Source organism: Coriobacteriaceae bacterium, from assembly GCA_025993015.1.
Taxonomy (GTDB): domain Bacteria; phylum Actinomycetota; class Coriobacteriia; order Coriobacteriales; family Coriobacteriaceae; genus Collinsella.
Genome location: DAJPFV010000001.1, coordinates 478,592 through 492,166, shown reverse-complemented (window position 1 = coordinate 492,166; position 13,575 = coordinate 478,592). Strand labels below are relative to the sequence as shown.

The 13,575-nt window shown below is 60.5% G+C and carries 13 protein-coding genes; 8 read left to right on the top strand and 5 right to left on the bottom strand.

Going from position 1 to position 13,575, the window contains the following annotated elements; all coding sequences use genetic code 11:
• The first annotated feature begins 318 nt into the window (after positions 1–318).
• The 3 genes from OIL77_02155 to OIL77_02145 all read left to right on the top strand — a co-directional run bounded on the left by OIL77_02155 (position 319) and on the right by OIL77_02145 (position 3,501).
• Complete coding sequence (locus OIL77_02155; protein ID HJI44225.1) at positions 319–1,932, top strand: peptide chain release factor 3; 1,614 nt, start codon at positions 319–321, stop codon at positions 1,930–1,932.
• 156 nt (positions 1,933–2,088) lie between these two features.
• Positions 2,089–2,811, top strand: coding sequence for a VUT family protein (locus OIL77_02150; protein HJI44224.1), 723 nt, complete (start codon positions 2,089–2,091; stop codon positions 2,809–2,811).
• 9 nt (positions 2,812–2,820) lie between these two features.
• The gene (locus OIL77_02145; GenBank protein ID HJI44223.1) at positions 2,821–3,501 is read left to right on the top strand and encodes an SDR family oxidoreductase; all 681 of its coding nucleotides are present in this window, start codon (positions 2,821–2,823) and stop codon (positions 3,499–3,501) included.
• Positions 3,502–3,551: 50 nt separating this feature from the next.
• Here the strand turns inward: OIL77_02145 and OIL77_02140 are convergent, their stop codons facing one another.
• Both OIL77_02140 and OIL77_02135 read right to left on the bottom strand, forming a co-directional pair.
• Positions 3,552–4,277, bottom strand: coding sequence for a uracil-DNA glycosylase (locus OIL77_02140; protein ID HJI44222.1), 726 nt, complete (start codon positions 4,275–4,277; stop codon positions 3,552–3,554).
• Positions 4,278–4,364: 87 nt separating this feature from the next.
• Positions 4,365–5,267, bottom strand: a complete 903-nt coding sequence (locus OIL77_02135) for a DMT family transporter (GenBank protein ID HJI44221.1) — start codon at positions 5,265–5,267, stop codon at positions 4,365–4,367.
• A gap of 158 nt (positions 5,268–5,425) precedes the next feature.
• On the opposite strand from OIL77_02135, the gene OIL77_02130 reads away from it, so the two are divergent.
• Positions 5,426–6,292: a LysR family transcriptional regulator gene (locus OIL77_02130; GenBank protein ID HJI44220.1), complete on the top strand. Its 867-nt coding sequence runs from the start codon at positions 5,426–5,428 to the stop codon at positions 6,290–6,292.
• A gap of 27 nt (positions 6,293–6,319) precedes the next feature.
• Here the strand turns inward: OIL77_02130 and OIL77_02125 are convergent, their stop codons facing one another.
• Positions 6,320–7,702 carry an MATE family efflux transporter gene (locus tag OIL77_02125; protein ID HJI44219.1) on the bottom strand — a complete coding sequence of 461 codons (1,383 nt, stop codon included), beginning with the start codon at positions 7,700–7,702 and terminating at the stop codon, positions 6,320–6,322.
• 199 nt (positions 7,703–7,901) lie between these two features.
• On the opposite strand from OIL77_02125, the gene OIL77_02120 reads away from it, so the two are divergent.
• Positions 7,902–8,717: a methyltransferase domain-containing protein gene (locus OIL77_02120; protein HJI44218.1), complete on the top strand. Its 816-nt coding sequence runs from the start codon at positions 7,902–7,904 to the stop codon at positions 8,715–8,717.
• Positions 8,718–8,845: 128 nt separating this feature from the next.
• Here the strand turns inward: OIL77_02120 and OIL77_02115 are convergent, their stop codons facing one another.
• Entirely contained in the window at positions 8,846–9,247 is a 402-nt protein-coding gene (locus OIL77_02115) for a hypothetical protein (protein ID HJI44217.1), read from the bottom strand.
• A gap of 434 nt (positions 9,248–9,681) precedes the next feature.
• Between OIL77_02115 and OIL77_02110 the strand changes: the two genes are divergently transcribed.
• The gene (locus tag OIL77_02110) at positions 9,682–10,386 is read left to right on the top strand and encodes a class I SAM-dependent methyltransferase (GenBank protein HJI44216.1); all 705 of its coding nucleotides are present in this window, start codon (positions 9,682–9,684) and stop codon (positions 10,384–10,386) included.
• A gap of 48 nt (positions 10,387–10,434) precedes the next feature.
• Here OIL77_02110 and OIL77_02105 read toward each other — a convergent pair whose 3' ends face one another.
• A complete protein-coding gene (locus OIL77_02105) occupies positions 10,435–10,731 on the bottom strand; it encodes a hypothetical protein (protein ID HJI44215.1) in 297 nt (98 codons plus the stop codon).
• Positions 10,732–10,808: 77 nt separating this feature from the next.
• Here OIL77_02105 and OIL77_02100 point away from each other — a divergent pair, with 77 nt between their 5' ends.
• Complete coding sequence (locus OIL77_02100) at positions 10,809–11,297, top strand: N-acetyltransferase (protein ID HJI44214.1); 489 nt, start codon at positions 10,809–10,811, stop codon at positions 11,295–11,297.
• Positions 11,298–11,550: 253 nt separating this feature from the next.
• Positions 11,551–13,554 (top strand): TetM/TetW/TetO/TetS family tetracycline resistance ribosomal protection protein, encoded by a 2,004-nt coding sequence (locus tag OIL77_02095; protein ID HJI44213.1) that lies wholly within the window; start codon positions 11,551–11,553, stop codon positions 13,552–13,554.
• The last annotated feature ends 21 nt before the right edge of the window (positions 13,555–13,575 follow it).

The following is a 13,575-nucleotide window of genomic DNA, read 5'->3' as shown; positions in this document are numbered from 1 at the left end:
TTATAGATCGAGATATTGGCTACCCGTCTATCCTTATATCTCAATCTGTAACAGATGGACCCGTTTTGAGTGGCTAGATGTTACAGATCGAGATCTTTCTGGGACGCCCACCTGTTTGTCTAAATCTGTAACAGGTAGAGGTTCAAAAACCGTCTAGATGTTACAGATCGAGACGAACTGCTGCGGAGTGCCGCCATCGACTGCTACCCTAGGCCCCAACTGATGAATTTGTCCTGATAGGCGCCCTAGAGCGAGATTTCGCGGCTACAATAGTGCGGTTACAACGACGTAATGCACTCAATGCAAGAAAGGATCCGCATGGCAAGCCTGTCGGATGAAATCTCGTCGCGCCGCACATTCGCGATCATCAGCCACCCGGACGCCGGTAAGACCACGCTTACCGAGAAGCTGCTGCTCTATACCGGCAGCATCCAGACCGCCGGCTCGGTCAAGGGCAAGAGCTCGGCCAAGCATGCCGTCTCGGACTGGATGGACATCGAGAAGGAGCGCGGTATCTCCGTTACCTCCTCGGTTCTGCAGTTCACCTACAACGGCGCCTGCGTCAACATCCTCGATACCCCCGGCCACCAGGACTTCTCGGAGGATACCTACCGTACCCTTATGGCCGCCGACGCCGCGGTCATGGTCATCGACGGCGCTAAGGGCGTCGAGGCCCAGACCAAGAAGCTCTTTAAGGTCTGCACGCTGCGTCACATTCCCATCTTCACCTTTGTGAACAAGCTCGACCACGAGGCTCGCGATCCGTTCGAGCTCATGGAAGAGATCGAGAACGTCCTGGGCATCAATACGTATCCCATGAACTGGCCAATCGGCAGCGGTCGCAACTTCCGCGGCGTGTTCGATCGTCAGACTCGTCACGTCATTGCCTTTGAGGGCGACGGCCACGCCAACGCCACCAAGAAGGTCGCTGAGGTCGAGGCCGAGCTGGGCGATCCTTCCATGGACGAGCTCATCGGCGAGGAAAACCATAAGAACCTGATGGACGACATCGAGCTGCTCGATGGCGCTGGCGACGAGCTCGACTTGGATGCTGTGGCCTGCGGCAAGCTGAGCCCGGCGTTCTTTGGCTCGGCGCTCACCAACTTTGGCGTGGAGCCCTTCCTCAAGGAGTTCCTGCGTCTGGCCCCGACGCCGCGCGCCTATACCGATACGCTCACCAGCGAGCCGGTCGATCCCTGCCGCGACGACTTTAGCGGCTTCGTGTTTAAGATCCAGGCCAACATGGACAAGAACCACCGCGACCGCATCGCCTTTGTGCGCATTTGCTCGGGCAAGTTCGAGCGCGGCATGGACGCCTTCCACGTGCAGGGCAACCGCAAGCTCAAGCTTGCCACGGGCACGTCGATGATGGCCGACGACCGCGCCATCGTGGACGAGGCGTACGCGGGCGATATCGTGGGCCTGTTCGATCCGGGTATCTTTAGCATCGGCGACACTGTGTGCTCCGGCAAGCGCCACGTGCAGTATCCGCAGATCCCGACGTTTGCCCCCGAGATGTTCGCTCGCATTACGCAGGTCGACACGCTCAAGCGCAAGCAGTTCGTCAAGGGCATGGAGGAGCTTGCCCAGGAGGGCGCCATCCAGATCTTCCGCGAGCTGGGTGCCGGCATGGAGAGCGTCATCGTGGGCGTGGTCGGCGTGCTGCAGTTTGAGGTGCTCGAGCGTCGCCTCAAGGCCGAGTACCGTGTTGAGGTTCGTCGCCAGCCGCTGCCCTATACGGACATCCGCTGGATTCAGAACGACCCCGATACCATCGATATCCCGGGCCTTTCGCTCACGCGCGACACGCTGCGCGTCGAGGACATGCGCGGCGGCAAGTTGCTGCTGTTCACGAGCCCGTGGAACGTGGATTGGGCAACCGACCACAATCCCGACCTTATCCTGTCGGAGTTTGGCAACGTAGCGTTTTAGCGCATCGGCGTGGTGGCCCTGCGGGGCTGCCGCGCCGTTTGCTTGCCTGATGCCGTGTGAGCGGCTATCATACCCACCGTCGTCTCAAGACCGGGGCGTCCGAGCAGTTCGGGTCCGATATCCTGCTCGTTAAACCTAAAACCAAAGGAGTATATAATGATCAAGAAGGTCATGGAGGACTACAAGGTCCTGTTGCGGAGCATTCCCGCGGCAACGGTTTCGCTGTTTTTCGTGAGTGTCATCATGATGAACCTGCTGGCCAACAAAGAGCTCATCAGCCTGCCGTATCTGGCACTCGATTGCGGCTTTGTGGTGAGCTGGGTCTCGTTTTTGTGCCAGGACATGATCTGCAAGCGCTTTGGCGCCAAGGCATCCATCAAAATCTCCATCCTCGCGCTACTGGTCAACCTGGCCGTGAGCCTGTGCTTTTGGGCATGTTCGCTCACGCCCGGCATGTGGGGCGCCTACTACGACACGGGCATGATCGAGGTCAACACCGCCCTTAACGCCACCATCGGCGGCACCTGGTACGTGGTGCTGGGCTCTTCGCTGGCAATGCTCGTTTCTGCCGTGGTTAACTCCACGCTCAACCAGTCGCTCGGCCGTATGCTCAAGAAGAATAACTTTGCGAGCTTTGCCTTCCGTTCCTATGTGTCCACGGGTGTTGGCCAGTTTATCGACAACCTGGTCTTCGCCATCGTGGTGAGCCACACGTTCTTTGGTTGGACCTGGGTGCAGGTCCTCATGTGCTCGCTGACCGGCGCTGTTGCCGAGCTGCTGTGCGAGGTCTTCCTGAGCCCCGTGGGCTACAAGGTCGTGCGCGGCTGGGAGCGCGAGAATGTGGGTTCCGAGTACCTCGAGCGCCACGCAACCGCCTAAGGAGCAAGTATGCGGGTTTTGATCACGGGCGCTTCGGGCGGTATCGGAGCCGCGTGCGTGCAGTGCTTTTTGGATGAGGGCCACGAGGTCGTGGGCTTTGATCTGCTGTCGCCGGCGATCGAACACGAGCGCTACCGCCATCTGATCGTTGATGTCCGCGAGCCGGACTCGTTTCCAAGCGACCTTGAGCCTCAGGTAATCGTGAACGTTGCCGGTACGCAGGATTCGGCCGACGACATCGCCGCCAACCTGTGTGGCACCATCAACGTGACCGAGCGCTACGCCTTTGTGGGGGAGGGGCTCGCCGCCAAGCCTGCGCCGGCTATCAAATCCGTGGTCAATGTGGGGTCGGCGAGCGGACATACGGGATCGGAGTTTCCCGCCTATGCCGCCAGCAAGGGCGGTGTTATCGCCTACACCAAGAACCTTGCAAACCGCCTGGCACCGCAGGCCATCGCCAACAGTGTGGACCCGGGCGGCGTTATAACGCCGCTCAACCGTTGCGTGATGGAAGACGAACACCTGTGGAACCAGATTATGGAGCTCACGCCGCTTAAACGCTGGGCCACCGCCCAAGAGATCGCCGAGTGGATCTACTTTGTGGGCGTGACCAACCGGTTTATGACCGGGCAGAGCCTGTTGATCGATGGCGGCGAGGCCGGCCGCACGCAATTTATTTGGCCCGAATAGGAAACGCGCCCGATGGAAAGCCGTCGGGCGCGTTTTTGATGTATCGATTTTTAGCCGAGGCAAGCCCAGTTGACGGGGGTCGAGCCGTGCTGTTCGAGTAGCCGATTGGCAGCAGAGAAGGGGCGCGACCCCATAAAGGCGGGGAGTTCTGCCGTGGCACGGTTGGCCGAAAGCGGCGAGGGGTGCGTGGATGCCAGGCAGAACTTGCCGGTTGCCTTGCCCGCGCCGGTCGCGGCGAGCTTACCATCGACCATCTGCTGGGCAAAGCGGCCCCATGCCAAAAAGACGACCGGTTGGGGCAGCTGACAGCAGCGTTCGATAATGTAGTCGGTGAGCGTGCTCCAGCCCAGTTTGGCGTGCGAGTTCGCGGCATGCTCGCGCACGGTGAGCGTAGTGTTGAGGAGCAGGACGCCCTGTTGTGCCCAGGGGGTTAGGTCTCCCGTGGCGGGAATGGGGCAGCCCAGATCGGCTTTGAGTTCCTTATAGATGTTGCGCAGACTCGGCGGCAACTTGGTTTGCGTCGCGGGGACCGAGAACGACAACCCCATGGCCTGGTTGGGTCCGTGATAAGGGTCTTGACCCAAGATGACAACTTTGACCTGGTCGGCCGGCGTGTAGGCGAGGGCATTGAGGATGTCGTCTTGTGCCGGGTAGATGGTTTGCTTGGCACGCAAAAGGGCGATGCGCTCGAGCAGCCGGTTCGTAGTTTCACGTACCGGCCGCGGCGCATCGCTCAACCAAGTTGCTATGTTGCGGTCGCGGGTTGCGGTGTCCATGGGGCTCCTTTATGGCAGATGCTCTTTTGACATCTATTGTAAAGGCGTCTGGAGATCTTTATGCCGCGGCTGCATAAGGAGTGGGGTCTACGAGACGTGCTCGGGCGCTCCTGCCATGCGAGCCTGTCCATGTGCGCGGAGGCGCGGAAGCTCGACGGTTGCCACCATGACGCCGGTGAGGATGAGGGCGGCGCCAAAGAAGGCGATGGGGCTCAGGACCTCGCCAACCAAGAAGAACGAAAAGACAGCGGAGCAGACCGGCTCGAGCGAGAAGGCGAAGCCGGTGGTCTCGGCGGGCACGTGGGGCTGCACGAGCGTCTGGGTGATAAAGCCGTAGGCAGAGCAGATGAGTGCGAGTGCGACGACGACCACGATCTCGCTGGGCGTGCTGGGAAGCGTGAAGCCGCCAAAGGTGAATGCGGCAATGCCCGAGAACAGGCCGCCAAAGCCCAGCTGCCAAACGCCCAGGGACAGCGGATCGACTTCTTCGACAAAGCGCTTGGCCACGATAATGTGGCTGGCATAGATAAAGGCGGAGAGCAGCATGATGAGCGCGCCCGGGTTCAGGCTGGTGAAGTCGGCGCCCGAGAGCAGCAACATACCGCAGGTGACGATGGCGGTGCCGATGAGCACCTTGCGCTCGGGGGCGCGATGCAGCAGGGCTGCGTTGGCAAACGGCACGATCACGACCGTTAGGCTCTGCAAAAAGCCGGCAGTGGAGGCAGAGGTGAGGCTGGAGCCCAGGCACATGCAGGTGAGCTCGGTTGCCATGATGGCGCCGATGATGGCGGCGCGAACCATAAGGTCGCGGTTGATGCGGAACGCGCGCTTGTGGAAGAGCAGCAGGCAGACCACAAAGGCGATGATACAGCGTAGCGCGACGATGCTCGTGGCGTTCATGCTGTCCATGCCGATCTTCATGAGAGGGTACGAAAAGCCCCATGCGACGGGAACGGAAAATGAGAGCGCGATTGCTTTTTTGCGATCCATGGGACTCCTTTTGTTACAGAACGGTTTCGTACAAAGGATTCTGCTCCCAGATGTGGATGTAGTAAAGCGAATGTATCTTCAGTATGATTAAGAAATGCTAAAGTAGGCGCGAAAAGCGCTGACAAAACGTTTTACGGCTGCATTGATGTGGAGGCACGATGACATCGCGGTATCAGATTGTTTGTATGGTGGTCGATCGCGGCAGTCTTAAGGGCGCGGCCGACGAGCTGGGCTATACGCAAAGCGCGGTGAGTCAGGCCGTCAAGGCGCTTGAGCGCGAGCTGGGCACCACGCTTATCGAGCGCGGTAAGCAAGGTGTCTCGCTTACGCGCGACGGCAAGCAGTACCTGCCGTACCTGCGCCAAATCGTAACTGCCGAGGCCGAGCTCGAGGGCAAGCGCCAGGAGCTGCTGGGGCTCTCCTCGACTGATATTCGCATTGCGACATTTACCAACGTGAGTCGTACCGTGTTGCCACGCGTGATCCGCGACTTTGGTGCGCTGCACCCGGGCGTACGCTTTACCCTCAAGCAGGGCGATTACACGCGCAACGCTCAATGGGTACACGATGGCGTGGTTGACTTTTGCTTTACGGCGCGCGGATTTACCGCCGGGCTCGAGAAGCGCGTGGTCTATCACGACGAGTTGGTTGCGCTGTTGCCGGCCGCGCATCCGCTGGCGGCAAAGGAAAAGGTAACGCTCGCCGACCTAGCGTCCGAGCCGTTTGTGCTGCTGGACGAGGGCGAGCAGAGCCTAGTGCTCGATGCGTTTGCCGCGCATGGGCTGTCGCCGCACGTGACGAGTGAGGTCACCGACGACTACACCATTATGGCGATGGTGGAGGAGGGGTTAGGCGTGAGCATGCTCTACCGTCGTACTGTTGAGGGCATGCGAGCCGATATTCGTGTGCGGCCCATCGTGCATGCCCCCTCGCGCGACGTGGTGGCAGCTTGGCGCAGCTGGGACACCATGCCTATCGCCACGAGGCGTTTTATCGACTATATGAGCTCGCATATTGTCAATTAATGACTGGCGTGACGTTGAGTGCGGTGTTTAGCGGGCTGTCGCTTTGGCTTGGGCGGCGCGATAGGTGCGTGCCGGGTGGCAGAGCAATACCGCCACGACCATAAAGAATGCCGTGGTGCCCAGGCTGATGGGGTAGACCATCATGATGTTCGCAAAGGTGCGGAAGTGCGGGAACACGCAGAATACCCAATAGAAGCGAATGCCGCAGACGCAGATCATGGTGATGAGGGCGGGCATGAGCGAGATGCCAAAGCCGCGCAGGTAGCCGGACATGTTTTCGTAAAACATGCTAAAGGCGTATGCCGGGAAGATCGAGCACACGCGGATATAGCCGATCGAGACGATGTTGGGGTCGCTATTAAACAGCGCTAGGATCTCGCGCCCCAGACCGACGATGATGACGATGGTGGTGAGCGCGACGATACCGCCTTCGACCAGGCAGACCTTGAGCGTCTTGGTGCAGCGGTCGATTTGGCGGGCACCGTGGTTTTGTCCCACAAAGGTGGTGCAGGCCTGGCTAAAGCTGTTGAGCAGGTTGTAGCACACGTACTCCAGGCTCATAGCAGCGCTCGATGCCGCCATGATCTCGGTGCCCAAGCTGTTGATGGCGGACTGGATGATGATGTTGGCGACGGCAAAGACAGCGCTTTGGATGCCGGCAGGCAGGCCGATCTTGACGATGCGCTTGAGGGCGACGGGGTCGATAGCCAGGTCGCGTGGGGTGACGCGGACGACGGAGTCGGTCTTGAGCAGGCGGATAAAGAGCGTAGCGGCACTGACGGTATAGGCGATGGCGGTGGCGATGGCGACGCCCGCGACGCCCCAGTGGAGTACGGGGACAAAGATGAGGTCCAGGCCAATGTTGAGGACGGTGGACACGGCAAGCGCCTGCAGCGGCATGCGGGTGATGCCGACGGAGCGGAAGATCGCGGCCTCAAAGTTGTAGAGCAAGATCGAGGGCATGCTGAGCAAAAAGACGCGCAGGTAGAGCGAGGCGAGCGGCATGGTTTCGGCGGGAACGTTGAGCGCGGCGAGCATGGGCTCGGCAAAGATCTCGCCCAGCGCGATGACGACAAAGCCCACAAGCGCCATGAGAATCGAGGTGTGGACGGCGCGGTTGACCATGTTCTGATCGTTGCGGCCGATAGCGTTGGCGATGACCACGTTGGAGCCAAGCGACATGCCGATAAACAGGTTGAGCATAAGACTGGTAAGCGGAACGTTGGAGCCGACCGCTGCCATGGCGAGGGTTCCCTGGTCGCCCGAGAAGTTACCGATGATGACGGTGGCGATGAGGTTCGACAGCTGCTCCAAGATGCTCGTGGCGGCTACGGGGAAGGCGAACAGGGGAATATTGCGCCACAGCGAGCCGGTGGTCATGTCAATGTGCTTAGATGCGGTGTCTGCCATACGCTCTCAATCTCTAATATGCTCTTTCGTGCTTATTTGCGCAGACGATGATACTCCTAAACGACTAGTCATTGGGGACGTTCTTTAGTCGTTGGGGACGTTCTTAAACGACTAGTCGTTCAAGAACGTCCCCCAATGACTAGGTGGGGAAGGCGTGCGACAATGGTGGGCGTTGTGTTGTTCGCGCTAAGGAGTTGCCATGTTGTTGTGTCCCGTTTGCCATGAGCCGTTGGTGGACGACGAGCGCGGTGCTGTGTGCGCGGGTGGACACCGGTTTGACCGTGCGCGCGAGGGCTATCTATATCTACTGCGCTCGTCCAAGAGCGGCGACTCTATGGGCGATCCCAAGTCGCAGGCACGCAGCCGCCGTGACTTTCTGAATTGCGGTTACTATGCGCCGTTGCGCGATGCGATGGTTGAGTTGGCGCGCAAGCAGGTGTCTGGGCGCGCCGCGTCTGTGAACGGCCCCATGACGCTGCTCGATATTTGCTGTGGCGAGGGCTACTACACCAGCGCCATGGGCGCGGTGCCGGGCGTGGATGCTTACGGTTTCGACCTGGGCAAAGAGATGGTGCGCTTGGCGGCCAAGCGCGGCGATGCGACCTACTTCGTGGCCAACATGAAGGACATCCCTGTGGCCGATGGCGCCTTCGATATGGTGACCGAGCTCTTCGCTCCCTTTAACGAGCGCGAGTTTGCCCGCGTGCTGGCGCCGGAGGGTTCGCTCTACACCGTGGTGCCGGGTGCCCGTCATCTGTTTGGGCTCAAGGAGGTGCTCTACGACACGCCGTACCTTAACGATGAGAAGCTGCCGAAGACCACCGAGCTCGAGTTAGTCGGAACGCAGCGGGTATCTGCGAATATTACGCTTCAGACCCAGGCCGATATCGAGGCGGTGTTCCAGATGACGCCGTACTACTATCGCACACGCCCTGCCGACAAAGAGCGCCTGGCAAATTTGGATACCCTTCAAACCGACATCGACTTCATCATCGCCGAGTACCGCCACAGCTAACAACCTGCCAAAAAGGGACAGGTTTATTTTGGTAGGTTTTATCTGGGCAAACGTAAAGGGCCGACCGCGGAGATGCGCGATCGGCCCTTTTTAGTTGCTTGGCTGCAGAGGTTATGAGAAGCGAGCGCTTACAGGCGGTCCTTGTTCTCGGCCTTAACGGCGTGTGCCTGCTGGACAAAGAACAGGTCGTACACCACGATGACAAAGGCGCCAAAGTTGATGGCGTCGCCGCCAAACGCGGGAAGCGTGAGCACCGCTTGGGCAAGCGTGGCGACCGCGGCAACAATACCGAGCTTAAACGCGCCGTCCACCTGCGAAGGCTTGTTGGCGCCCTTGACACCGGCGACGCCTGCAGCAAGGTCGACGAGACCCTTGGCGATAAGCACGACCGCTGCGAGCGTGGCGTACGAACCGTACGTGGAATCGAGACCGCCCGTGGCGATACCGACGCCGGCGGTGACGAGGCTGGCGATGCCCAAAACAAAGTAGATGAGAGCAAGGATTTTGAGAGTCTTGCGAGTGAAGCTCATGGCTGGTCCTTTCGATACGAGTACGCCAACTTGGCGCACCCAATGTACTGCACATATGGTGAAGCACATTGTAGTTCAACGGGGCGATGCATGCGTTTGAAAGCGTCTCTTGCCTGTGCGGTCCAACCTTTCAAAAAGGAAAGCTGGGCGTAAGCCAAATCGATGGCAGCGTATGCGCGGCGCTGCGATGATGGGGCCATGGTAAGAGCTAGACCGAAGGAGGAACCATGATGTACGGAGCAGAGCAGGTACGTGAGGCGCGGTCGTTGGGAAGGCGCATGAGTGATTCCGTGATCGCTACTGTGTGCACGGGATTGATGGCGGTGCTTTGTATTGCGATGCTGTGGGCCATGTCGCATGTGGGACAATAGCGGACGGTTGGGTGCCGACACAAACGGCGCTCACGTATTCGTTTTGCTTGCTAAGGAGTACCCATGGGCGTCGTCGATCCCTTTTCTGTTGCTCGGTCCGCGGGGCTTGAGCTGATCGGGAAGTCCGAGGGCCTCACACTCACCGACGGCACGATGGAGCTGCGTGCCGATTTTGGCCGCATGCTTCCACGGCTCAAGCAGGGCCGTCTGCAGCAAGAACTGCTGGTAAAGGCTGCGCGCGCAAAAGGCATCGAGAGCCCATGGGCGATTGACGCCACGGCAGGCTTTGGCGAGGATTCGCTGCTGCTGGCGGCCGCGGGCTTTACCGTCGATCTGTATGAGCAGGATTGCGTGATCGCGGCGCTCCTCAAGGATGCTTTGGATCGCGCGGCAGATGATCCGGCGCTTGCGACAGCCGTGGCGCGCATGCGCTTACATGCGGGCGAGGACAGCATTGCCGGCCTTTACCATACAGCTGAGCTGATCGGGCGGGGCGAGCTCACCGCTCCCGACGTGGTGTATCTGGACCCCATGTTTCCCGGACGCACCAAGAGCGCGGCGGTTAAAAAGAAATTCCAACTCTTGCACCATCTGGAGCAGCCGTGCGCCGATGAGGAGACGCTGGTTGAGGCTGCGCTTGCGGTGCACCCGCGCAAGTTGGTTATCAAGCGGCCGGTGAAGGGGCCACTGCTTGCCGGTGTTAAGCCGAGCTATCAACTTGCGGGCAAGGCCGTTCGTTACGATGTCTTGGTGCCGCCGCGCCCGTAGCTTGCGTGCGATGGTTGGCGCTCCGTCGGTGCCGTGCCGATGCGGTGCCTATTTCCAAGGGTGCGATGTCAGGTGCCAGCCGCCGCAGTATTCGCATTTGTAGCAGGCCAAACCGCGCCGCCCGCGGCTTTCGCAGTCGGCCATAACTGCCTCGGCCTCGGCGCGCGTGTCGTAACGGTTTTTGCGTTCGCACGATTTGTAGCGCCAGGCCTCGTCGCGCTCGGCGTTCAGGGCGTCGCGGCGCTCGTCTTCGCGCGCAAACAGGTCGCTCATATCGCCGCCCGTGGCAGCGCCCAAAAACTCGCTTTTGGCTTTTGACCAAGCGGCTCGCTTTTTGCTCCCCATCTGCTTCGTGCCTCTCTCCAAACGCTGGTATCATTGCCCAATCAAAGTGATACCAATAAACGTGAGGTCGCCGCGTGATGATCAGAAAAACCCTCGATACCGACATTCCCGCCGTCATGGCTATCTATGACACGGCCCGCGCCTTTATGCGCGCGCATGGCAACGCCACGCAGTGGCCCGAGGGCACGCCTTCTGCCGAGCAGCTGGCTGCCGATATCGCCGCCGGTGGCAGCTATGTGTGTGAAGTCGACGGCCGCGTGGTGGCGACGTTTGCCTTTTTACCGGGCCCGGACGAGTGCTATGACGTAATTGAGGACGGGCAATGGCGCAGCGACACTCCGTACGCCGTGCTGCACCGTGTGGCGTCCGACGGCACCGCGCACGGTATCGCGGCCGCGATGTTTGCCTTTGCCAAAGAGCGTGCCGATCACCTGCGTATCGACACGCATCAGGATAACCTGCCCATGCAGGGTGCGAGTATTAAGGCGGGGTTTGAGCGCGCCGGCATCGTGTATGTGTCCGACGGCACCCCGCGCGTGGCGTTTGACTGGCTGCGTGAGGCATAAGAGCGGGGACGCGTGTCAACAATTTGCACGAACGAAAATGGCCCCGGGTGGGGCCATTTTCGTTCGCTGACTGTTTTGCAAGCCGGCTTTCGCAAGGCGCGAACCTACGAAAATCGCCGCGCGGCAACGCAGGGCGATGAGCTCGGTCGGGGGATAGGGCCCGCTTCGCCCGCCGGCCCGTAAATTGTATCATCCAGTGTGGAATGAGGACGCCCGTTGCCGCGTGCGATGGGCTTGCAATAAGAGGAGAGCCATGTCGAAGCAAGCGGTCGTTGGAATCTTGGCGCATGTCGATGCCGGCAAGACCACGTTGGCCGAGGCCATGCTATTCAACGCGGGCCGCATTCGCAAGCGCGGCCGCGTGGACAATGGCGATTCGCATCTGGATACGAACGAGATTGAGCGCGAGCGCGGTATTACGATCTTCTCGTCGCAGGCTGTGCTCGACCATGGCGATACTCACGTCATGCTCGTGGATGCGCCGGGACATGTCGATTTTTCTGCCGAGGCGGAGCGCACGCTGCGCGCACTCGACTACGCGATTTTGGTTGTGGGCGCCAACGACGGCGTGCAGGGGCATACCGAAACCCTGTGGCGCCTGCTTGCGCGCTATGACATACCTACGTTCATTTTTATCAACAAGATCGATCTTGAGAACCCTGGTCGCGATGCGTTGCTGGCCCAGCTTGGGCAGCGTCTTTCCGAAGGCTGTCTGGATGCCGGCGAGCTGCTGGCGGGCGGGGCCGTTCAGGAGGACGCTGCCGCGTTAGACGAAGAAGCGCTCGAGGAGTTTCTTGAGGCGGGCGGGCTTTCCGTCGCGACGCTGTCGCGCATGGTTGCCGAGCGTAAGCTCTTTCCCTGCTTTGCCGGCTCGGCGCTCAAGGACCAAGGCGTGGACGAGCTGCTGGATGGTATATGCGCGCTGATGCGCGAACAGGCATGGCACCCGGAGTTTGCCGCGCGCGTCTACCGCGTGAGCCTCGGGGATCGCGGCGAGCGCTTGGCATGGGTTAAAGTAACCGGCGGCACACTGCATGCCAAGCAGATGATTGGCGGACGTTCCGGTGCCGAGGCATGGGAGCAGAAGGTCGATCAGGTACGCATCTATAACGGCGAGAAGTATAAGCTTGCCCAAGAAGTTGCTGCTGGCGGTATTTGTGCCGTGACGGGCCTTGCGCACGTTCGCCCGGGGGACGCCCTGGGCGCGGAGCCCGCGGGCGATGCACCTGTCATTGCGCCGGTCCTCACCTATACGGTGCTTCCAGGCGAACACGATGTCCATGCGGTGTTCAAAGCGCTGGCCGAGCTTGCCGACGAAGATCCCATGCTCGGCGTAAGCTGGAATACGCATCTTGAACAAATACATCTGCAGCTCATGGGAGCGGTGCAACTCGAGGTCGTGCAGCGGGTATTGGCCGATCGCTTTGGCCTTTCGGTTGCGTTTGAGTCTGGCGGCATTCTCTATAAGGAGACTATTTCGCAGCCGGTCGAGGGCGTGGGCCACTTTGAGCCGCTGCGCCACTATGCCGAGGTGCATCTGCGCCTGGAGCCGTTGCCAGCGGGTTCGGGCGTGCAGTTTGGCACCGTGACCTCGACCGACGAGCTCGATCTTAACTGGCAGCGTCTGGCGCTCACCAACGCCATGGAGCGCGATCACCTGGGCGCGCTGACCGGCTCGCCCATCACCGATGTGCGCATTACGCTCACGGGCGGCCGTGCGCATGCCAAACACACCGAGGGCGGCGATTTTCGCCAGGCCACGTACCGCGCGATTCGCCAGGGTTTGATGCAGGCGCGTGAGGCCGGCGCGGCGGTGCTGTTGGAGCCGTGGTACTGCTTTGAGCTCGAGGTGCCGGGGGAGTGCGTGGGCCGGGCGCTCTCGGATGCCATGCGCATGGGTGCCGAGTACGAGCCGCCGACGATGGCGGGCGACCGGGCGAAGCTTGTGGGTCGCGTACCGGCATCCGAGGTGCAGGATTACGCGCTGGAGGTGGCTGCCTACACGAGCGGTCGCGGACATCTGTACCTAGAGTTCGCCGGCTATGCGGCTTGCCATGATGCCGAGCGCGTAATCGAGACGGCTGCCTATGAGCCCGAGGCCGATCTGCCCAACACGCCCGATTCGGTCTTTTGCTCTCACGGCGCCGGTTACACGGTCAAATGGTGCGACGTGCCTGCCGCGGCGCACGTAAAGATCGATCCCGCCACCTTCCGTCCCTGGCGAGCAGCAGACGTCGAGTTTTTCGGCCACATATGACAAAGGGACAGCTCCTTTGTC

Excerpts from the sequence above, each read along its gene's own strand:
- OIL77_02155 (HJI44225.1), top strand. The coding sequence starts at position 319 with ATGGCAAGCCTGTCGGATGAAATCTCGTCGCGCCGCACATTCGCGATC.
- OIL77_02150 (HJI44224.1), top strand. The coding sequence starts at position 2,089 with ATGATCAAGAAGGTCATGGAGGACTACAAGGTCCTGTTGCGGAGCATT.
- OIL77_02145 (HJI44223.1), top strand. The coding sequence starts at position 2,821 with ATGCGGGTTTTGATCACGGGCGCTTCGGGCGGTATCGGAGCCGCGTGC.
- OIL77_02140 (HJI44222.1), bottom strand. The coding sequence starts at position 4,277 with ATGGACACCGCAACCCGCGACCGCAACATAGCAACTTGGTTGAGCGAT.
- OIL77_02135 (HJI44221.1), bottom strand. The coding sequence starts at position 5,267 with ATGGATCGCAAAAAAGCAATCGCGCTCTCATTTTCCGTTCCCGTCGCA.
- OIL77_02130 (HJI44220.1), top strand. The coding sequence starts at position 5,426 with ATGACATCGCGGTATCAGATTGTTTGTATGGTGGTCGATCGCGGCAGT.
- OIL77_02125 (HJI44219.1), bottom strand. The coding sequence starts at position 7,702 with ATGGCAGACACCGCATCTAAGCACATTGACATGACCACCGGCTCGCTG.
- OIL77_02120 (HJI44218.1), top strand. The coding sequence starts at position 7,902 with ATGTTGTTGTGTCCCGTTTGCCATGAGCCGTTGGTGGACGACGAGCGC.
- OIL77_02115 (HJI44217.1), bottom strand. The coding sequence starts at position 9,247 with ATGAGCTTCACTCGCAAGACTCTCAAAATCCTTGCTCTCATCTACTTT.
- OIL77_02110 (HJI44216.1), top strand. The coding sequence starts at position 9,682 with ATGGGCGTCGTCGATCCCTTTTCTGTTGCTCGGTCCGCGGGGCTTGAG.
- OIL77_02105 (HJI44215.1), bottom strand. The coding sequence starts at position 10,731 with ATGGGGAGCAAAAAGCGAGCCGCTTGGTCAAAAGCCAAAAGCGAGTTT.
- OIL77_02100 (HJI44214.1), top strand. The coding sequence starts at position 10,809 with ATGATCAGAAAAACCCTCGATACCGACATTCCCGCCGTCATGGCTATC.
- OIL77_02095 (HJI44213.1), top strand. The coding sequence starts at position 11,551 with ATGTCGAAGCAAGCGGTCGTTGGAATCTTGGCGCATGTCGATGCCGGC.